At 71.2% G+C, this 19,037-nt stretch carries 16 protein-coding genes and 1 pseudogene; 7 read left to right on the top strand and 10 right to left on the bottom strand.

Features of this window, described 5'->3' with window-relative positions:
* Positions 1–21: 21 nt before the first annotated feature.
* Positions 22–1,140: a DUF1996 domain-containing protein gene (locus IF11_RS0100390; protein WP_030349303.1), complete on the bottom strand. Its 1,119-nt coding sequence runs from the start codon at positions 1,138–1,140 to the stop codon at positions 22–24.
* A gap of 338 nt (positions 1,141–1,478) precedes the next feature.
* Between IF11_RS0100390 and gndA the strand changes: the two genes are divergently transcribed.
* Positions 1,479–2,921, top strand: coding sequence for an NADP-dependent phosphogluconate dehydrogenase (gene gndA / locus IF11_RS0100385; RefSeq protein WP_030349302.1), 1,443 nt, complete (start codon positions 1,479–1,481; stop codon positions 2,919–2,921).
* 335 nt (positions 2,922–3,256) lie between these two features.
* Here the strand turns inward: gndA and IF11_RS0100380 are convergent, their stop codons facing one another.
* The 4 genes and pseudogenes from IF11_RS0100380 to IF11_RS0100365 all read right to left on the bottom strand — a co-directional run bounded on the left by IF11_RS0100380 (position 3,257) and on the right by IF11_RS0100365 (position 5,533).
* Positions 3,257–3,886: an aspartate/glutamate racemase family protein gene (locus IF11_RS0100380; RefSeq protein WP_030349301.1), complete on the bottom strand. Its 630-nt coding sequence runs from the start codon at positions 3,884–3,886 to the stop codon at positions 3,257–3,259.
* Positions 3,887–3,928: 42 nt separating this feature from the next.
* Positions 3,929–4,273, bottom strand: a complete 345-nt coding sequence (locus IF11_RS0100375) for a GNAT family N-acetyltransferase (RefSeq protein ID WP_030349300.1) — start codon at positions 4,271–4,273, stop codon at positions 3,929–3,931.
* Positions 4,274–4,458: 185 nt separating this feature from the next.
* Positions 4,459–4,975, bottom strand: a pseudogene (locus IF11_RS38155) (class I SAM-dependent methyltransferase).
* 6 nt (positions 4,976–4,981) lie between these two features.
* Positions 4,982–5,533 (bottom strand): DoxX family protein, encoded by a 552-nt coding sequence (locus IF11_RS0100365; RefSeq protein WP_030349299.1) that lies wholly within the window; start codon positions 5,531–5,533, stop codon positions 4,982–4,984.
* 195 nt (positions 5,534–5,728) lie between these two features.
* Between IF11_RS0100365 and IF11_RS0100360 the strand changes: the two genes are divergently transcribed.
* Both IF11_RS0100360 and IF11_RS0100355 read left to right on the top strand, forming a co-directional pair.
* Positions 5,729–6,739, top strand: coding sequence for an SPFH domain-containing protein (locus tag IF11_RS0100360; RefSeq protein WP_030349298.1), 1,011 nt, complete (start codon positions 5,729–5,731; stop codon positions 6,737–6,739).
* On the top strand, positions 6,736–7,635 hold the full coding sequence (locus tag IF11_RS0100355) for an NAD(+)/NADH kinase (protein WP_030349297.1): 900 nt from the start codon (positions 6,736–6,738) through the stop codon (positions 7,633–7,635). Before IF11_RS0100360 ends, IF11_RS0100355 begins: the two co-directional genes overlap by 4 nt.
* A gap of 79 nt (positions 7,636–7,714) precedes the next feature.
* Here the strand turns inward: IF11_RS0100355 and IF11_RS0100350 are convergent, their stop codons facing one another.
* Positions 7,715–8,971 carry an SGNH/GDSL hydrolase family protein gene (locus IF11_RS0100350; protein ID WP_030349296.1) on the bottom strand — a complete coding sequence of 419 codons (1,257 nt, stop codon included), beginning with the start codon at positions 8,969–8,971 and terminating at the stop codon, positions 7,715–7,717.
* Positions 8,972–9,122: 151 nt separating this feature from the next.
* Here IF11_RS0100350 and IF11_RS0100345 point away from each other — a divergent pair, with 151 nt between their 5' ends.
* On the top strand, positions 9,123–9,773 hold the full coding sequence (locus tag IF11_RS0100345) for a hypothetical protein (RefSeq protein WP_030349295.1): 651 nt from the start codon (positions 9,123–9,125) through the stop codon (positions 9,771–9,773).
* Between the two features lie 73 nt (positions 9,774–9,846).
* On the opposite strand, the gene IF11_RS0100340 is transcribed toward IF11_RS0100345, so the two are convergent.
* From IF11_RS0100340 to IF11_RS0100330, 3 genes are all read right to left on the bottom strand, one after another.
* Positions 9,847–10,044 carry an antitoxin gene (locus tag IF11_RS0100340; RefSeq protein WP_030349294.1) on the bottom strand — a complete coding sequence of 66 codons (198 nt, stop codon included), beginning with the start codon at positions 10,042–10,044 and terminating at the stop codon, positions 9,847–9,849.
* 73 nt (positions 10,045–10,117) lie between these two features.
* The gene (locus IF11_RS0100335) at positions 10,118–11,611 is read right to left on the bottom strand and encodes a glycoside hydrolase family 76 protein (RefSeq protein ID WP_240627932.1); all 1,494 of its coding nucleotides are present in this window, start codon (positions 11,609–11,611) and stop codon (positions 10,118–10,120) included.
* Between the two features lie 89 nt (positions 11,612–11,700).
* Positions 11,701–14,058: an MMPL family transporter gene (locus tag IF11_RS0100330; RefSeq protein WP_030349292.1), complete on the bottom strand. Its 2,358-nt coding sequence runs from the start codon at positions 14,056–14,058 to the stop codon at positions 11,701–11,703.
* Between the two features lie 350 nt (positions 14,059–14,408).
* On the opposite strand from IF11_RS0100330, the gene IF11_RS0100325 reads away from it, so the two are divergent.
* Together IF11_RS0100325 and IF11_RS0100320 are read left to right on the top strand one after the other, a co-directional pair.
* Positions 14,409–14,927 (top strand): lytic polysaccharide monooxygenase auxiliary activity family 9 protein, encoded by a 519-nt coding sequence (locus IF11_RS0100325; protein ID WP_030349291.1) that lies wholly within the window; start codon positions 14,409–14,411, stop codon positions 14,925–14,927.
* A gap of 156 nt (positions 14,928–15,083) precedes the next feature.
* Positions 15,084–15,818, top strand: a complete 735-nt coding sequence (locus IF11_RS0100320; RefSeq protein WP_030349290.1) for a chitinase — start codon at positions 15,084–15,086, stop codon at positions 15,816–15,818.
* A gap of 95 nt (positions 15,819–15,913) precedes the next feature.
* Here IF11_RS0100320 and IF11_RS0100315 read toward each other — a convergent pair whose 3' ends face one another.
* A complete protein-coding gene (locus IF11_RS0100315) occupies positions 15,914–16,978 on the bottom strand; it encodes a LacI family DNA-binding transcriptional regulator (RefSeq protein WP_030349289.1) in 1,065 nt (354 codons plus the stop codon).
* 315 nt (positions 16,979–17,293) lie between these two features.
* On the opposite strand from IF11_RS0100315, the gene pgm reads away from it, so the two are divergent.
* A complete protein-coding gene (gene pgm / locus IF11_RS0100310) occupies positions 17,294–18,937 on the top strand; it encodes a phosphoglucomutase (alpha-D-glucose-1,6-bisphosphate-dependent) (protein WP_030349288.1) in 1,644 nt (547 codons plus the stop codon).
* The last annotated feature ends 100 nt before the right edge of the window (positions 18,938–19,037 follow it).

Here is a 19,037-nt window from a genome sequence, read left to right as displayed (position 1 = left end):
CCATCGGGGAGAGCGCACCGGTCAGGGCAGTTCGTAATCCGCGTTGAGCGCGGCGCCCGCCTCGGGATGGGTCTGGTCGTAGCCTCGGGCGTCACACTGGAGTCCGCCCACGACGCAGTGCTGGACCAGCGCGTTCAGCGTCGCGTCGTCCCACGCGTTGAAGAAGTCGTAGTGGAACGAGTGCCCCGTACCACTGGCCAGCCTGACCTGCGACATATCGCCGTTGACGGGCCAGGCCATCTTGAACTCGATCATCGGCAGAGCCACCGGGTGCGAGGTGGGGCAGACGTCCTGGTTGGCGCCCTGCGCGACCGGATAGGCCATATGGCTCTGGTGGTTCGGGGTGTCCAGATACTTTCCGTCCCAGCAACTCGGCGCCTGGAAGCGGAGGTTGAGCTGAACGTCCTGGGCGGTCGGGCAGGACGCCGGGATTTCGGTGTTGTTGTACTGGTTCCCGCACTCCCAGCCCTCCACCCAGCCCGGGTGGTTGCGGAACTCGTCGGCCGACTGCGTCGGGCTGCCGACGACGAAGCGCAGCCCCTTGGGGAACGGCCGCACCGTGCGGTAGTCGGTGACGCCCGACTTGTAGTAGATGGTCTGCGGACCGACCGGCAGGACCGCCGTGTTCCCCTTGAACAGGGTGGGCATCCAGTACGCGGACTTGTCGCCCGGCGCCTTGCACGCCGTGCCGCCGCCGCTCAGCGAGGCCGTGGTGCTGTGGGCGTCGGTCGTGGTGTTGCCCATGAACGTGTGGTCGTGCGACTTGCCGGGCTGACCGGGGTACACGATCGGGTCATCCGGCCTGGTGTGCGTGGGCGAGCAGTTCGCCTGGAACTCGTGGAAGTAGCGGTGCGGGGGGATTTCGGTCGACGGCTCCACCCCGGTCACGGGCGGGTTGGCCGGTATGTATCCGTCCCCGTCGGGGTCGTCCCCCGACGGTACGGGGGCGGCGGGGGCCATCTTGTGCCCGGCGTGGGCGGACAGCGCCGCCTGTTGCGCCGTGGCCTGCCGGTCGGCCGCGCGCGGGGTGGTGGCGGTGGCGGTGTCCGGAATCGCGGAGAACCCGAAGGCCACCAGAGCCAGTGCGGTGGCGACGAGTAACGCGGACATCAGGGCGGTGGTGCGGAATCTCTCGGCCATGCGGACCTCCATGCCGCTTGGAATCACTGCGGGAGAGCGCTCTCCAAGGCCGTGTCAGTGTTACGCCGCCGCTGAGAGGGTGTCAATACTCCGCGAACGATCCCGGGCGCGGCCCTTGTTGCCGCTCACGAGCCGGACACGGCACGATGCGACGAGCGCCTTACGTCTGGATCAGGCCGCGCCCGGCATGATCCAGACGTAAGGCCCCAGCCCGGAATGCGGAAGCTCCCGGGCGGCTTGACGATTGGTGAACGGCCGTGTTCTGCGGTGCGTATCCCTCCCCGGCGGGACGTACTGGCGAAGCACGGCACATCCGACGGATATCCAGGAGCGCACGCATGAGTGGTACAGCCCAGATCGGCGTCACGGGGCTTGCGGTGATGGGCCGCAACCTCGCCCGCAACTTCGCCCGCAACGGCTTCACCGTCGCCGTGCACAACCGCACCGCGTCGAAGACCCGCGCCCTGGTGGACGAGTTCGGTGACGAGGGCACCTTCGTCGCCGCCGAGTCGGCGGCGGAGTTCGTCGCGGCGCTGGAGCGGCCGAGGCGGCTGGTCATCATGGTGAAGGCCGGCGAACCGACGGACGCCGTGATCGAGGAGTTCGCCCCGCTGCTGGAGGAGGGCGACGTCATCATCGACGGCGGCAACGCCCACTTCGCGGACACCCGGCGCCGGGAGCGGGAACTGCGTGAGCGCGGGATCCACTTCGTGGGTGTGGGCATCTCGGGCGGTGAGGAGGGGGCACTGCACGGGCCGAGCATCATGCCGGGCGGATCCGCCGAGTCGTACGAGTCGCTCGGCCCGCTGCTGGAGCGCATCGCCGCGAAGGCGCCCGACGGCGCGCCGTGCGTGGCCCATATCGGCCCCGACGGCGCGGGCCACTTCGTGAAGATGGTGCACAACGGCATCGAGTACGCCGATATGCAGCTGATCGCCGAGGCGTACCACCTGCTGCGGTCCGTGGCCGGCTACTCCCCCGCGAAGATCGCGGAGACCTTCCGGTCGTGGAACACCGGCCGGCTCGACTCGTATCTGATCGAGATCACGGCGGAGGTGCTCGCCCATACGGATGAGGCGACGGGCAAGCCGTTCGTGGACATCGTGACGGACCAGGCCGAGCAGAAGGGCACGGGCCGCTGGACCGTACAGATCGCCCTCGATCTGGGGGTCCCGGTCTCCGGCATCGCCGAGGCCGTCTTCGCCCGTTCACTGTCCGGGCACGCCGCGCTGCGCGAGGCGTCCCGCACGCTGCCCGGCCCGACGGCCGCTCCGCTCGGCGAGGCCGACGCGGCGCGCTTCGCCGACCAGGTCGAGCAGGCGCTGTACGCGTCGAAGATCGTGTCGTACACGCAGGGCTTCCACCAGATCCAGGCGGGCAGCGAGGAGTACGGCTGGAACATCGACCTCGGTTCGGTCGCCGCGATCTGGCGCGCGGGCTGCATCATCCGCGCCGCGTTCCTCGACCGGATCCGCGGGGCGTTCGACACGCAGCCCGACCTGCCGAGCCTGCTGTCCGACAAGCAGTTCGCGGAGGAGATCGGCGCGGCGCAGGACGACTGGCGCGCGGTGGTGGCCGCGGCCGTGCACCAGGGTGTGCCGACGCCGGGCTTCGGGGCGGCGCTCGCGTACTACGACGCGCTGCGCGCCGAGCGGCTGCCCGCCGCGCTCACGCAGGGGCAGCGCGACTTCTTCGGCGCGCACACCTACCGGCGCACGGACCGCGAGGGATCGTTCCACACCCTCTGGGGCGGCGACCGCTCCGAGGTCTCGACGAGCTAGGAGCTCCAGTACCGCGAACCCAGTGGCCCGGGTGAGGGCTCCGGCTCCGGTACGGGGTCGGGGCCCGGCGGGTGCGGGATGGGTTGGGGTTCGGGGATGGGCGCGGGGCTCGGCGGCGAGGGAACGGGCTCCGGCGCCGGCCCGGGCCCCGGCACCGGCGGCGGGACCGGCTGCGGGGTGGGCGTCGGCGGTACGGGATCGGGGGGAAGGCTCGTCATGCCGGACCTCCAGAAGTGCGGGAGTCGTGCGTTCCCAATGTCTCCCGGAGCGCGTGCCCACGCTCGCCGGATCCACGCGTAACCCCGGGGTGTCCGATCGCCGGACCCCCTCGGGGGTCAGAGGGCGACGGCGGCGGCAGCGGCGGCGTTGAGCCCCGGGCGCGGGCTGGAGAAGACCGGAATGTCACTCGCGGCGCGCTCGGCCGCGTCGGCCATCGACGCCTGGGCCAGCACGATCACATCCGCTTCGGTGACGGCGTCGACGGCGGCGGCCACCGCGTCCAGATAGCCGTCGCGGTCACCGGCCTCGAAGCGCTCCCACGCGCCCTCGACCAGTACGGTACGCACCTCGATGCGCCGCTCCCCCGCCTCCTGCCGGATCAGCCCCACCGTCGCTTCCAGCGTGCTGTCCAGCGCGGCGACCACCACGACCCGGTCGGCCGCGGCGGCGGCCACGGCCATCGGCCGGTCGACCCGCAGGACGGGCACGCCGAGGGCCGGGGCGGCCCGCTCCGCGACCTCACCGATGGTCGAGCAGGTGCACAGCGCGGCGGTCGCCCCCTCGGCGACCGCGCCGGCGAGCGCCGACTCGACATCGGCCGCGACCGCGTCCGGGCCCTCGGCCCTGGCCCGGCTGAGCAGGGACTCGTCCACGAGATGACGCAGGACGAGTCCTGGATGGTCGGCGTCTCGCAGGGCGTCGAAGACCGGAACGTGAACCGGTGAGGTGTGCAGCAGCGCCAGCATGATCGCGATGCTAGACGGCCTTCGGCCCGGTGTCGCGCGCGCTCACCAGCGCCGCGGCGAGGCTTTCAGCTGCTCCTTCGCGGCACTGACCGTCTCGGCCGGGGCCTCGGGCGCCTCGTCGGGATGGCGCTGCGCCCATCCGGCCGCGTACGAGCACAGAGGTACGACGGACACGCCCTCGCGCGCCGCCATCGCGTAGAACTCCCGCACCAGCGTCCCCGCGATGCCCTTGCCCTCGTGCCCCTCCTCCACCACGGTATGCACCGCGACCAGCGCGGAAGGCGTGGCGGCCAGCGCGAAGTAGGCGATGACACCGACCGCCTCGCCGTCCTGGTACGCCTCGAAGCGCCCCTGCGGCCGGTTGTCGCGGATATTGAGATCTGCCATGGCGTGGGGCGTCTCCCTGGTCGGACCGGTCGAGGAGGGACGGCGGGACCGGCGCCGCGCGACGACCGGATGTCCGTACCGATGCCCGGTCCTCGACGTCGCCCAACTGGGCTCCATCAACTGGGTGTCGAGGCGCCGGGCACCCCTGTTCCGCCCCACCTCACGAAGTCCCCACCAGCCTACGCTCAGACGGTCGCCACCAGCAGCTCTTCCCCGTTCGACGTCCGGAGGCCGTCCGTCCTGCCGGCGAAGTACCGCTGGTTGAGCGTGGCCGCCGATACGTGCCGGGCGTCGGTGAATCCGGCGGCGCGGGCCAGGGCCAGGATTTCCCGCGGCGCGAAGAAGCTGAGGAAGGGCGTCCCGGAGGCGGGCGGCCGTCTCCGACCTGCGCTGGGCGAAGGTGTCCAGGCCCGCTCCCAGGATGACGTACTGGCCGACGCCATGGCCGGCCTGCTCGACCACCAGGTCCTCGACGAAGCGGGCCCGTGCCACGATGCCCGCCCGGTACCGGGCGGTGCCACGCGGATCCATGTCCCCGCGACGGCGCCGGCCGTCCTCGGGGGCGGCCAGCCGCAGGCCGATCTCGTCTTCGAGGACATGGGGCGGCGGATCGACCTGGACGTGCAGGGCCCGCCACAGAGCGACCCGCACCGCCGTACTGTCCGGCTCCGCGTTCCGCTCGTCGCCCTGCTGGTCAGCCATGACGCGTCAGCCCTCTGCCGGGGCGCCGTCCGCGGTGTTGGCCCGCTGGTCGGCCGCCAGCGCCTTGGCTCGCTTGTTGATGATCACGATCGCCGCCGCCGCGCTGGTCATGAAGGCGACCGGGATCATCCAGGGCTGGTCGAGACAGTGGCGGGTGGCGCGGTCGAGGGAGTAACGGCCCGCGCCCATCAGGCCGATGGAGGCCGCGGTCCAGCCGAGGAAGGCCGGGTATTCGAAGCCGCCCGACTGGACGAAGAATCCGTTGGGGACACTGACTGCGGCGGCTCCCGCCATGCCGCCCGCCGCCGCCGCTCCGGCCGCCGGGGCGGCCAGGCCGAGTGCCAGCAGTACGCCGCCGCCGGCCTCGGCGAGCCCTGAGGCGATCGCGCTCGGTCTGCCCGGCCGGAAGCCCATCGTCTCGAACGCCTGGGCCGTCCCGTCGATCCCTCCGCCGCCGAACCAGCCGAACAGCTTCTGGGAGCCGTGCGCGGCGAGCACCGCTCCGGTGCCGAGTCGCAGGGCGAGCAGGCCGAGATCGCGTCGGCTGTCACAGGTCATGGCGGGCTCCGTGGGTGTGGAGGGGCGGTGCGCGACGGCGTACGACTCCACTCTCTGCGGGGCGGCGTGCGAGGGGGCGGCGTTGATGGGCCGTACGGGTGAGACCGGGCCGGACCCCATCCACTCTCGTCACCTTGACGACAAGCAGCCGTCTCGATATCGTCTTACTGACGAAAAACAGAGGGGGTCCCTTCCATGGCCGACATCACCCGGCGCCTCGGATGGCGTCATCTGCGCTCCGCCCCGACCGCCCATGTACGCCATCACCGGCGCGGCCGGCTCGTCCACGACGGTCCCGGACTGAGCTTCCGGTTCCGGGCGTTGACCGCCGCACTCTCCGAAGTACCGGTGGACGACCGCGAGTTGGCCATGGCCTTTCACGCGCGTACCGCCGACTTCCAGGACGTCACCGTGCAGTCCACCGTGACCTACCGGATCAGCGAACCGGCCACCGCCGCCGGCCGGCTGGACTTCTCCATCGATCCGGACACCGGCGCCTGGCGCGGCGCTCCGCTGGAGCAGCTCGCTACCCTGCTCACCGAGACCGCGCAGCAGCACGCCCTCGATGTACTGGCCCGCACACCGCTGTCCGCGGCGCTGGCGGACGGCGTCGCGGCCGTACGGGAGCGGATCTCCGAGGGGCTCGCGACGGAGCCCCGGCTGCCCGCGACCGGTATCGAGGTGGTGGCGGTACGGGTCGTCGCGATCCGGCCCGAGCCCGAGGTGGAGCGCGCGCTGCGTACCCCGGCGCGCGAGCTGATCCAGCAGGAGGCGGACCGGGCCACCTACGAGCGCCGGGCCGTGGCCGTGGAGCGCGAGCGGACCATCGCCGAGAACGAACTCGCCAGCCGGATCGAACTGGCTCGCAGGGAAGAGCAGTTGGTCGAGCAGCACGGCACCAACGCCCGTCGCGAGGCCGAGGAGAGCGCGGCAGCCGATGCCGTACGCGCGGAGGCCGAGGCGCTGCGTACCGTACGGCTCGCGAGGGCCGAGGCCGAGGCGGCGCGGGAGACCGGTGAGGCGCGGGCCGGGGCCCAGTCCGCCTGGCTCAGGGTGCACGCGGAGACGGACGCCGCCACACTGCACGCGCTGGCCGCCACCCGGCTCGCCGAGAACCTGCCGCACATCGAGAGCGTCACCCTCTCCCCCGACGTGCTCACCGGCCTGCTGGCCAGGCTGGGCCGGCCGGGCGAGGAGCGGGCATGAGTCTGGCGCCACGCGCCGTGCTGGTGTACCGCACCAGTGAGTACGAGGAGCTGCTCACCCGGCACGGCACCCATGGCCAGGCCGCCTTCTTCCTCTCCTCGCGCGGCCGGTCGGTCGAGGAGGTGGCGGACCGGCACCACCGGGCGCGGCGGGCGCTCGCCGAGGTGGCGGGCGCGGTGCCGCCGCGATGGCGGCAGGCACGGGTGGAGCGCGCGGACCTGGACCGCTTCCTCTTCGCGCCGGAGGATGTGGTGGTCGTGGTGGGCCAGGACGGGCTGGTCGCCAACGCGGCCAAGTATCTGTCGGGCCAGCCGGTGGTGGGGATCGACCCGGACCCCGGCCGGGGTCTCGGTGTGCTGGCGCGCCACCGCGCGGCCGACGCCCCGGGACTGCTGCGCGCGGCGGAGGCCGGCGCGGGCACCGTCGATGAGCTGACCATGGTGGAGGCGGTCGCCGACGACACCCAACGGCTGCTCGCGCTCAACGAGATCTACCTCGGCCGGCCGGACCACCAGACCGCCCGCTACCGTCTGGGCCCGGACGACGAGAGCGCCCCGGCCGAGGCCCAGGCGTCGTCCGGGGTACTGGTGGGCACCGGCACGGGCGCCACGGGATGGCTGCGTTCGGTACGACGGGAACGCGGCAGCGCGCTGCCGGTTCCGGGCCCCGCCGATCCCCAACTGGTCTGGTACGTAAGGGAGGCGTGGCCCTCCCCCACCACCGGTACCGCGCGGGTGGAAGGCGTGCTCGACCGCGCGGAACGGCTCAGGCTCACCGTCGAGTCCGACCGGCTGGTGGCCTTCGGCGACGGTATGGAGAGTGACGCCCTGGAGCTGACGTGGGGGCAGACGGTCCGCCTCGGCAGGTCGGCCACCGCGCTGCGACTGCTCGGCTGAGCCGCCCGGACACACCGCGTACCGGCCCGGGGGCAGAGGCCGTACGCGCCTCCGCCCCCTCGCACCGCGACAGCTGTGGCTATCGGCCGCAGCGCAGGCCGCGCACATCCACGGTGTCGCTCATGACCTTCATCCCCGCGTCGTTCGGGTGCAGATGGTCCCCGCTGTCGTACGCGGGAAGGATCTTCGACGGGGCCGCCGGGTCCTTGACCGCGGCGTCGAAGTCCACCACCCCGTCGAACGCCCCGCTCTCGCGGATGAAGGTGTTGACCTCCTGGCGGACCGCTTCGCCGCCCCCGTTCCACTCCCGCCAGCCCTCGTACGGCATGACGGTCGCCCCCACCACACAGGCACCGGCCGCATGGGTCCGGGCGATGATCTCCCGGTATCCGGCGATGACTTGGGCGGCCGTGGGCGCCGGGGTCGCCTTGATGTCATTGACGCCTTCGAGCAGGATCACCGTACGCAGACCGCGCTGCGACAGTACGTCCCGGTCGAGCCGCTTCAGCGCGCTCTCGCCCGCACCGTCGGAGAGGACCTTGTTGCCCGAAATCCCTTCGTTGGCAACGCCCTTGAGCGAGGTGCGGCGATCGCTCTGGAGCCGGCCGGCGAGGAAGTCGGGCCAGCGGCGGTTGGCGTCGGCGGTGGAGATGGCGCCGTCGGTGATCGAGTCACCGAGCGCGACGACGGCCCCGGTGCCGCGCGGGGCGTCGACCACGACCGCGTCGAGGTAGTAGCGGAAGCCGGTCTGCTGGGTGAAGGCCGTGGCGGTGTCCTCGGCCGCATGGTCACCGTCGGGCGCGATGTAGGAGGTCTGGAGCCCCATCCGGTGGCCGGTGGCGGTTCCGGCCGCGTCCTGTACGTACACACTGATGGCCAGATCCGACTGCGGGCGTACGGCGCCGGGCAGCGGATCGCTGTATACGGAACCGCCGGGCGGGACGGTGACCGAGGCGGCGCCCCGGAAGGTCAGCGCGCGGTTGCTGCCGGGCACCAGGGCCGCGCCCGCGGCCCGTACCCCGGCATAGGCGCGCCCGAAGGTCACCGGCTGCTCGCCGAAGGCGTTCGACAGCCGGATCCGCAGCGCGCTGCCGCCCGCGCTGGTGTGGACGACCACCCGGTGGGTGCGCGCGGGGACGGCCGCGTCGAGCCGGTCGGCGCTCGCCGCCCAGGTGACGACGGGGGTGGTGGCGGACGCGGCTGCCGGGGCGGCGACGGAAGCGGTGGGGACGGGAAGGGCGGAGGACGCGGTGGGGACCGCGAGGACCGAACAGAGAGCGAGAACGGCAACGGCGACCGTGCGCCGGACGCGTCGGGGTAACTCCGGTCTGTTCATTGCGGGGTGATCCCTCTCGTAGCGGAAGTCGTGCCCATGTCATTCATGGGCACGGACGGAAAGCGCTTCCGGTTCGATGTTCGAACGCATGCGTCTGATACCTGACCGCGTCACAATGGAAACGGCCACTGAACGACGGAGGAGGTGCGTCGTGCCGACAACCAGCACCCGCGAGGCCGTACGGGACCTGCTCGACACCCTTGGCCGGACGTACGCCGATGAGGCGGGTATCCATCTGCGCAACACCCCGCAGCCGCTCTACCAATTGCTGGTGCTGTCCTGTCTGCTGAGCGCGCGGATCCGCAGCCAGACCGCTGTCGCGGCCTCCCGCGCGCTCTCGGACGCCGGGCTGCGCGACGCGCACCGCATGGCGGACTCCACCTGGCAGCAGCGCGTGGACGCGCTCGGCGAGGGGGGCTACCGCCGGTACGACGAGCGCACCGCGACACAGCTCGGCGTGGGCGCCGAGCTGCTGCTGAAGAAGTACGGAGGGGATCTGCGCCGGCTCCGCGAGGCCGCGGGCGGAGACATCACCGCTCTGCGGTCGCTGCTCCGGGAGGTACCCGGGCTCGGCCCCGTCGGTGTGGACATCTTCCTGCGCGAGGTCCAGGGGATCTGGCCGGAGGTCGCCCCGTACCTGGACGCGAAGGCCCTCCAGGGAGCGCACGAACGCGGGCTGCCGGACGAGCCCAAGGCACTGGCGCGGCTGGCCGGTGACACCGATCCGGCCCTCTTCGCGGCGGCGATGGTACGGGCCGCCCTGGAGCGGAAGAAGCAGGGCGGAGCCGAGGAATCCCGCTGAGCCGAGGAATTCCAGTGACCGACATGACCGACGGCGCTCAGAACCGTCGGTCAGTGGTTGTGATCCTTGCCCGTCACCCGTGCGGCGGCCTGTCGTCCTTGGGAGGCTCCGCGCCGAGCTGCTCCTCGATCTTCTTCTGAGCCATGTCGACCTGGTCTTTGTACTTGTCGCCCGTCTTCCGGTCGAACGCGTCGCCCGCCTTCTCCACCCCTTGGCGCGCCTGGTCCTCATGGCCCTTCAAGAGGCCCTTCAGTTTGTCGAGCATCGACATGTTCTGCTCCTCGCTCGGAACGGTGGTCACGTCCACCATCACCGCTGCCGGGCGATCCCGCATCCGCAGTGCTTCACGGAGCGGCGTTGAGCAGGTCGAGCGCGCTGTGCTGGCGCGCGGCGTCGGCCGTGTCGAGCGGTCCGCTCCAGCGCAGCCCGTACTGGTCGAGCGGATTGCGGTCCCGGGCGTACGCGGTGTCGGCCTGCTTCCTCAGATACGCCGTGTAGGGGTGGTCGGCGAGCGCGGCGTTGAGCTTGCCGAGCCCGCGTACATGCGCGCCCTTGAACGACGGTCCGTCGGCCCCGCAGTCCCCGCCCTCACAGGGGTCGCGCAGGATGCCGTCCGCGGTGTGCAGGGACGGGGCGGTGGTCGCCGCGTCGGCCAGCTGTCGTGCAGTGGTGAGGAGTTGGCCGTCCTGGGTGGCGCGGTGCAGCTCGGTGAGCGCGCCCAGCAGCACGCCCTGGTTGTACGACCAGACGGTGCCGTTGTTGTTGCGGCACGTGCCCAGATCGATGCCGTCGTTCACCAGCCGCGAGCCGTTGACCATGCCGGTGCCCTGGAACCAGGACCAGCCCGCGCGGGCCCGGCCCAGATACGCCGTGTCGCCCGGGATCCGGTTGTGGAGCGCCGCGTTGAGCTGGATGTAGAGGGAGTTGGCGATGGCGTTCTTGTAGGTCCTGGCGGTGCTCCACCACACACCGCCGCCGCACGTGCCGTCCCAGTACGCGGCCATGTGGTCGGCGTCCGCGCGTGCGGTGTTCAGATAGCGGCTGTCGCCGGTCGCGTCGTACGCGGCGACCCAGGCCAGCCCCCACCATCCGGTGTCGTCGATGTAGTCGTTGCGGAACTGACCGCCCGCCGCGCCCAGCTGACGGTCGTAGGTGTTGGCGATGGCGTACCGGTAGCTGGGCATGCCGGTGACCCGGATGTTGTCGATGACCGCGGTGAGGGCGTTGGCGGAATTCCACCAGCCGCTGGTGTCGAAGAGACCGGTGGCGTTGTTGTAGAACTGCATCTGCGCCGTGGCCGCGGCCGTACGCCGGTCGTACGCGTTCCAGGTCGTCCGCGCCCATGGCGTGCACGCGATCTCCGTACGGTCGCCGGCCTTGCCGCAGGCACGCAGGGCGCCGACGCCTCGGTTGTTCCAGTCGTCCACGTTGTACATCAGGGTGCGCCAGCCGCGCTGTCCGCCGGGCACGATGGTGGCACCGAGGCGGCTGCCGGAACTCCAGGTGCGTCCGCCGTCGAAGGACCGGTCGAGCCAGACCTCGTCGCCCGGACTGCCGTTGTCGATCGAGCCCCAGCCCATCGCGTCATGGTCGTTGAAGTGCAGGGTGATGGCCCGCGAGAAGAGCGTGGTGGTGACGGGGGTGCGGTCCTCCGGCGCGAGCGCGGGGTCGCGGGCGTCGCAGTACGCGTTGCAGATGGTGGCGGCGGGAGCGGCCGCGGGGGCGGTGGTCCCGGCCGCGGCGGCTTGGGGTGTCACCGCCGCGAGTGTGCTCACCACGAGTGCGGTGACGGTCGGTGCCAACAGCTGGCGCATCCGGGCTGACAACGTTGTCCACATGGGCCACTCCGTGATCGGGCGACGCGGGTGAGGGGCGGACGAGTGCATGAAAGAGCGCTCCCGGAAGGTACGACCATGACGCGCCCACGTCAATGAGGCGGGCCCTGGACCCCGGCCCCCGGACGCCCGTCGGACGCGCTCCGGCGGCACGGTGTCGCCTCCTCGCCCTCCCTGTTCACCTGCGGCAGGATCCGGTCCAGCCACCCGGGCAGCCACCAGGCGCTTCCGCCGAGCAGTGTCATCACCGCGGGCACGAGCAGCAGGCGGACGATCGTGGCGTCGATGAGGACGCTGACCGCCAGCCCGAGGCCCAGCATCTTGACCACGATGTTGTCGCTCAGGATGAACGCGGCGAAGACGCTGACCATGATGAGTGCGGCGCAGCTGATCACTCGCGCCGTGATCTCCAGACCGAGCGCCACACTTCCCTTGCTCTCGTGGGTGCGCAGCCATGACTCCTGGACCCGCGCGAGCAGGAACACCTCGTAGTCCATGCTCAGCCCGAACACGATGGCGAACATCATCATCGGCACGTAACTCTCGATCGGCACCGTCCCCGAGATGCCCAACGAGGGCCCGCCCCAGCCCCATTGGAAGACGGCGACCACCACTCCGTACGACGCGGCGATCGACAGCAGATTGAGCACGGCGGCCTTGAGAGCCACCAGCAGGCCGCGGAACACGATCAGGATGATGACGAACGCCAGGGCCACGACGACACCGATGATGAGCGGCAGCCGGGCGGTGATGAGATCGAGGAAGTCCTCCATGGCGGCGGTCGTGCCCGTCACATACGTTTTCGCGCCGGTGCCCGACACGGCACCCGGCAGGGCGTCGTCCTTGAGGTGATGGAAGAGCGTGGTGGTCCCGGCCGACTGCGGCGCGCCGCTGGGGATCGCCGTACCGGTCAGCAACTGGCCGTCGGCGGTGGGCTGGAGAGGAGTGATACTGGCCGCCCCCGGGACGTCGGTGAGTGCCCGCTCGATCCGGGAGGCCAGCGCAGGGCGGTCGGCCGCCGGCACCGCGCTCTGGTCGACGACGAGGATGAACGGCCCGTTGGCGCCCGGTCCGAAGCCGGCCGAGATCAGGTCGTAGGCGCGCCGGTCGGTGAAGCTGGTGGGGTCGGCGCCGTCGTCGATATGCCCGAGGCGGATGGAGAACAGCGGGATCGCGAGCACGCCCACCGCCACGAGTCCGGCGAGCAGGAACCACCAGGGGCGGCGCTCCACCCGCTGCGCGTACCGGTGCCAGCCGTCGTGCACCGCCCCGTCGGCCGGCTCCGTGCGTCCCGTACGTTTCTTACGCTCCCCGCGCTCCACACCTTTCGGCGCCGGGGCCGGAGCCGGGTCGCCTTCCGCGACCGGGCGGCGGACCCAGTAGCGGTCGATACGGCGCCCGGCGAGCCCGAGGAGCGCGGGCACCAGTGTGATGGCGCCGGCAACGGCGGTGACGACCGTAACGGCGGCGGCGACGCCCAGCTTTCCGATGAAGCTGACCTGCGACACATACAGCCCGGCGAGGGCGACGATGACGGTGCAGCCCGAGACGATGACGGCACGGCCACTGGTGGCGACCGCCCGGCCGGCCGCCGCCACCGGGTCGGCCCCGTCCATGAGCCGCTGCCGGTGACGGGTGATCAGAAACAGCGCGTAGTCGATCCCGACGCCCAGACCGATCATGGTCGCCAGGGTCGGCGAGACGCTGGCGAAGGTGGTGGCCGCCGCGATCAGGCCCAGACAGCTCACCCCGACGATGACCCCGATCAGGGCGGTGACCAGCGGGATCGCGGCGGCGATGATACTGCCGAAGCCGGCCAGCAGGACGATCACCGCCACGCCGAATCCGATGATCTCGCTGGTCAGATCAGTGGGCCTGGGCCGGGCCAGTTCGCCGAGCAGACCTCCGTACTCGACCTGCACACCGGCGGCACGGAGCGGCTGGACCGCCGCGTCGACCCCATGGAGGTAGGAGCCGCCGAACGAGGTGGGGTTGGCGTTGAACTGGATGCCGATATAGCCGGTCCTGCCGTCGGGGGAGAGCGCGCCGGTGGGCGGCGCGGCGGGCGTCGAGGGCAGGGGGCTCGTGACCGACAGTACGTGCGGGAGCGTCCTGAGCGAGCCGACCGCCCGGTCGACCTGGCTCTGTACGCCGGTCAGCGGCCGCCGCGCGTCGTACAGCACCACCTGCGCGCCGATGCCGCCCGCCCCCGGAACATGCCGGCCGAGGACCCGCGCCCCGTCGTCCGACTGCGTACCGGGGAGCGAGAAGTTGTCGGAGTAGGTGCCGCCGAAGGCGGTATTGAGTCCGTACAGCCCGCCGAGTGCGAGGAGCCAGAGCACGATGACGGTGATGAAGTGCCGGGCGCACCACTCCCCCAGCAGCCGCAGCCGACCGGCCCTGACCTGGCTTCCAGGGTCTTTCACTTCCGCACCGCTCTGCGAAGTCATGCGTCCCCCCAGAGGGCGTGAACATCAGTGAAACTTGGCAAATGCGGGCATTTTATACGTGTCGTCAGAAATATCGCCGCTCATAGCTTTTGCCCGGCGTGCCCTGCCCTCAGGTCGCCCCAACTGGCCTTTCTCGCAACCCCCTTGACGGGGGCACGTCGACCTGTATGGTCTAGTCCAAGTGGTCGAGACCTTTCCGGATGCAACGTCATTTCCACCGTGTCCGCGGACGGAATCCACCGCCGACCTTCGCGCCTCTTGGCCCCCACACTCGAGAGGCCGGCCCGCTGTTTCCGGATTCCCCCACGGATCCGCGAGCGCGCGGGAAGACCTGATGTGAAGGAGTACCCATGCACACGAAAAGGAAGCTGGCCGCCGTACTCGGCGCCGTCGTCGCTCCCGTTCTCGCCGTGAGCCTTCCCGCGAGTTCCGCGAGCGCCCACGGATATATCTCCACTCCGCCGAGCCGGCAGGCGCAGTGCGCCGCGGGAACCGTCAGTTGCGGTGACATCACCTATGAGCCGCAGAGCGTGGAAGGGCCCAAGGGGCTCACCAGTTGCAGCGGCGGAAACTCCCGGTTCTCCGACCTCGACGACAACTCCAAGGGCTGGGCCGTCACTCCCGTCGGCAGCACCACGTCATTCCAGTGGAAGCTGACCGCGCGTCATGCCACCAGCACCTGGCAGTACTTCGCGGGCGGGCAGAAGATAGCCGAATTCAACGACAATGGCGCGCAGCCGGGCGCGACCGTGACCCATCAGGTGAACTTCGGCGGTCTGTCGGGGCAGCAGAAGGTACTGGCGGTCTGGAATGTCGCCGACACCACGAACGCGTTCTACGCCTGCATCGATGTGAACGTCGGCGGCTGAGCGACAGCTCCCCCACACGCCGGGTGAGCCCCTGACACCCCACTCGGGGCTCGCCCGTGCCCGACGCCGCCCTCTATCCCCCCACCACACCACCCCCCACCACATACGCATGGGCCGCCCCGCGTTCGGCGGCCTGAGCCAGAGAGTGAGTCACTCATGCGTCAGCGCCTCATCGGGCTGCTCACCGCGACGGCCGCCGCCGCCGCGGTCTCCCTGCTCTCCCTCGCGCCCTCCTCCGTGGCGCAGCCGGCCCAGTCACCGCGGGCGGCGGCCGATTTCGTCGTCAGCGAGGGCCAGTTCAACCAGATGTTCCCGAACCGGAATCCGTTCTACACGTACAGCGGTCTGACCGCCGCGCTGAGCGCGTATCCGGGCTTCGCCGGTACGGGAAGCGACACCGTACGGAAGCAGGAAGCCGCGGCGTTCCTGGCCAACGTCAGCCACGAGACCGGCGGTCTGGTCCATATCGTGGAGCAGAACACCGCGAATTATCCGCACTATTGTGACGCGACGCAGCCCTATGGCTGTCCGGCCGGAAACGACAAGTACTACGGGCGCGGACCGATTCAGCTCAGCTGGAACTTCAACTACAAGAGCGCGGGTGACGCGCTCGGTATCGATCTGCTGAACAACCCGGATCTCGTGCAGAACGACTCGGCCGTGGCGTGGAAGACCGGTCTCTGGTACTGGAACACCCAGAGCGGTCCCGGAACCATGACGCCGCACAACGCGATGGTGAATGGCGCCGGATTCGGCGAGACCATCCGCAGCATCAACGGCAGCATCGAATGCAATGGCGGAAACCCCGGCCAGGTGCAGAGCCGGATCAACAATTACACGAGCTTCACCCAGATCCTCGGAGTGGAGACGGGCGCCAATCTCAGTTGCTGACGCAGACACCGAAACGTACCGCTGAACGTACCGCGCGGGACGTGTCGGGGGCGGTGTCGCCGGCTCATGGCCGGTGGCACCGCCTCGCGGCTGTGTCAGCGGCCGAGGGGGTCCGTGCCGGGCAGCAGGACCGGACGTATCAACAGATGGCCCACGGACGCGGCGAGCAGCCGGGTACTGGCCTCCGCGCTCCGCCCGCCGGCCTCGCGCAGCGCCTCGGCGGCGGCCACGGCGAGCCGGGTGACCTCGGTAGCGAGCGTCTCGACGGGCAGCTCGATCCGGGGCAGCCGGCGGCTCGACGGATCGCCGGGCAGGGTGCCGATCAGCACGACGGTGAGGTCCTCGGGCACCCGCAGACCGGCCGCGGTCATGGACGTCAGGATGTGATGGTGCGCCGAGGGATGCTGCACGATCAGGGCGGTCGGCGGCCCTCCGGCGCCCAAGTCCGTACGGTCCCCGAGCAGCGCGCCGAGCCGATGGGCCAGTCTGCCCGGGTCGTTGACGGAGTGGACCACCGTGACGGCGGCGCCGGTGGTCCGCGCGCCCCGGTGGGCGCCCGCGATCCCGCGGAGCGCGTAACTGCGCCGGCCCCTGACTTCCGATTCACCCGGCGCCAGATACACCATCTCGCGGTGTCCCGCCGCGGCCAGCTCACCCACCGCGAGGGCCGCGGCCTCCTCCCAGTCCAGATCGGTCCACGGGAGGGCGTTCTCGTCGGCGGGCCGGCCGATGAGCGCCGCGGGGAAGGCCAGTTCCCGTACGACATCGATCCGCGCGTCCTCCATGTCGACGGCCATCAGCACCGCCGCGTCGGCGAGGCCGCTGAGCGCCACGCGCCGCAGCCCGCCGGCCTTGTCCTGGGACGTGGTCAACAGGAGGTCGTAGCCGAGTGCGTTGGCGGCGTCGCTGACATCTATCGCGAACCGGCCGTCCACGGAGTCCTGGAGCCCGGCCGCGCGGGGCAGCGCCAGGGCCAGCACCTGCGTACGGCTGCTGCGCAGCGTGCGCGCGCTGGCCCGGGGGTGGTAGCCGAGGGCGTCCACGGCTTCCTGTACCCGCAGGCGTGTCTCCTCGGAGATGCTGCGGGAGCCGTTGAAGACATACGAGACCGTGCTCGGCGCGACCCCGGCCCGGCGGGCGACATCCCTGATCGTAGCCATCCTCGACCCCTTCGATGACGCGGGTACGACGCCGGAGGACGTGCGGAAACCGCGGGCCCGCCATCGTAGCGAACAGCTGTGCGCCGGTTACCCAGCGCGCCAGGCCACCGCCGAAACGGCCTTCTTCCAGGGGCCCTTCAGCTCCGTCGCGCCGCCGGAGTCCAGGTCGACCGCCCCGGCCTTCCCGTTTCCCCGGACGGCCCGGTTCCCATGCCGCGTCGGGCGGATCGGCGGGGCATCCGCCGAGGCGCGACGCGGACCCGGGAAGATGAACCGACGAGCGGATCGCAACCACCGATGCGGAGGAGTGGTCAGATGCCACACGAACGAGCGGGACAGCAGGCGCGGCCGGAGGATCTCATCGATGTCGCCCGGCTGGTGACCGCGTACTACGCGCTGCACCCCGACCCGGAGGAACCGGGCCAGCGCGTGGCGTTCGGGACCTCCGGGCACCGCGGGTCGTCGCTGGCCACCGCGTTCAACGAGGACCACATCGCGGCGACCAGCCAGGCGATCTGTGAGTACCGGAGCCGGCAGGGCACCGACGGGCCGCTCTTCCTCGGTGCCGACACCCACGCGCTCTCCGAGCCCGCCCGGGTGACCGCCGTCGAGGTGTTCGCCGCGAACGACGTGACCGTCCTCATCGACACCGCCGACGGCTACACCCCCACGCCCGCCGTGTCACACGCCATCCTCACCCACAACCGCGGCCGCTCCTCGGGCCTGGCGGACGGTGTGGTCGTCACCCCGTCCCACAACCCGCCCGCCGACGGCGGGTTCAAGTACAACCCGCCCAACGGCGGCCCGGCCGGCTCCGACGCGACCAACTGGATCCAGGACCGGGCCAACGAGATCATCGCGGGCGGTCTGAAGGACGTACGGCGGCTGCCCTACGCCCGCGCGCTGGCCGCGCCGTCCACGGGACGGTACGACTTCCTCGGCGCGTATGTGGCGGATCTGCCGGCCGTGCTCGATCTGGACGCGGTGCGCTCCGCGGGCGTACGCATCGGCGCGGACCCGCTGGGCGGCGCGTCGGTGGCGTACTGGGGCCGGATCGCCGAGGAGCACCGGCTCGATCTGACGGTGGTCAATCCGCTGACGGACCCCACCTGGCGGTTCATGACGCTGGACTGGGACGGCAGGATCCGGATGGACTGCTCGTCGCCGTACGCCATGGCCTCGCTGATCGAGCGGCGCGACGAGTACCAGATCGCCACCGGCAATGACGCCGACTCCGACCGGCACGGCATCGTCACCCCGGACGCCGGGCTGATGAACCCCAATCACTATCTCGCCGCCGCCATCGCCTATCTGTACACGCACCGTGAGCGGTGGCCCGCGGGGGCGGGCGTCGGCAAGACGCTGGTCTCGTCCGGGATGATCGACCGGGTCGCCGCCGACCTCGGCCGTGAGCTGGTCGAAGTGCCCGTCGGCTTCAAGTGGTTCGTGGACGGGCTGATCGGCGGCTCGCTCGGGTTCGGCGGTGAGGAGTCGGCCGGGGCGTCCTTCCTGCGCCGCGACGGCTCGGTGTGGACCACCGACAAGGACGGCATCATCCTGGCCCTCCTGGCCTCCGAAATCCTCGCGGTCACCGGCAAGACGCCCTCCGAGCACTACGCGACGCTCACCGGCCGCTTCGGCGAGCCCGCCTACGCCCGTATCGACGCCCCGGCGACCCCGGCGGAGAAGGCTGTCCTGGCCCGGCTCTCGCCCGAGCAGGTCACGGCCGACACCCTCGCCGGGGAGCGGGTCACGGCGGTGCTCACCGAGGCGCCGGGCAATGGCGCGCCCATCGGCGGTATCAAGGTGACCACGGAGAACGCCTGGTTCGCCGCCCGCCCCTCGGGCACCGAGGACGTCTACAAGATCTACGCCGAGTCCTTCCAGGGGCCCGACCATCTCGGCCGGGTGCAGGAGGAGGCCAGGAGCGTCGTCTCGGCGGCGCTCGGCGGAAGCTGACGGCAGGACGGATCGGGGCCCGGTACGGGCGGCACGTCACCGGTACGCGCCGTACGCGTCCCGTACGGGCGGAACGTGCCGGGGCCCGGTCGGGCGCGTT

Origin of the sequence: Streptomyces scopuliridis RB72, assembly GCF_000718095.1 — a bacterium.
Classification (GTDB): Bacteria; Actinomycetota; Actinomycetes; order Streptomycetales; family Streptomycetaceae; genus Streptomyces; species Streptomyces scopuliridis.
The sequence above is the reverse complement of the archived record's forward strand: the minus strand, read 5'-3'. Positions and strand labels throughout refer to the sequence as shown.

Coding starts and splice junctions, on each gene's coding strand:
- IF11_RS0100375 (WP_030349300.1), bottom strand. CDS start 4,273: ATGGCAGATCTCAATATCCGCGACAACCGGCCGCAGGGGCGCTTCGAG.
- IF11_RS0100315 (WP_030349289.1), bottom strand. CDS start 16,978: ATGGCTACGATCAGGGATGTCGCCCGCCGGGCCGGGGTCGCGCCGAGC.
- IF11_RS0100325 (WP_030349291.1), top strand. CDS start 14,409: ATGCACACGAAAAGGAAGCTGGCCGCCGTACTCGGCGCCGTCGTCGCT.
- IF11_RS0100335 (WP_240627932.1), bottom strand. CDS start 11,611: ATGTGGACAACGTTGTCAGCCCGGATGCGCCAGCTGTTGGCACCGACC.
- IF11_RS0100340 (WP_030349294.1), bottom strand. CDS start 10,044: ATGTCGATGCTCGACAAACTGAAGGGCCTCTTGAAGGGCCATGAGGAC.
- IF11_RS0100355 (WP_030349297.1), top strand. CDS start 6,736: ATGAGTCTGGCGCCACGCGCCGTGCTGGTGTACCGCACCAGTGAGTAC.
- IF11_RS0100390 (WP_030349303.1), bottom strand. CDS start 1,140: ATGGCCGAGAGATTCCGCACCACCGCCCTGATGTCCGCGTTACTCGTC.
- pgm (WP_030349288.1), top strand. CDS start 17,294: ATGCCACACGAACGAGCGGGACAGCAGGCGCGGCCGGAGGATCTCATC.
- IF11_RS0100350 (WP_030349296.1), bottom strand. CDS start 8,971: ATGAACAGACCGGAGTTACCCCGACGCGTCCGGCGCACGGTCGCCGTT.
- IF11_RS0100360 (WP_030349298.1), top strand. CDS start 5,729: ATGGCCGACATCACCCGGCGCCTCGGATGGCGTCATCTGCGCTCCGCC.
- IF11_RS0100320 (WP_030349290.1), top strand. CDS start 15,084: ATGCGTCAGCGCCTCATCGGGCTGCTCACCGCGACGGCCGCCGCCGCC.
- IF11_RS0100330 (WP_030349292.1), bottom strand. CDS start 14,058: ATGACTTCGCAGAGCGGTGCGGAAGTGAAAGACCCTGGAAGCCAGGTC.
- IF11_RS0100365 (WP_030349299.1), bottom strand. CDS start 5,533: ATGACCTGTGACAGCCGACGCGATCTCGGCCTGCTCGCCCTGCGACTC.
- IF11_RS0100380 (WP_030349301.1), bottom strand. CDS start 3,886: ATGCTGGCGCTGCTGCACACCTCACCGGTTCACGTTCCGGTCTTCGAC.
- gndA (WP_030349302.1), top strand. CDS start 1,479: ATGAGTGGTACAGCCCAGATCGGCGTCACGGGGCTTGCGGTGATGGGC.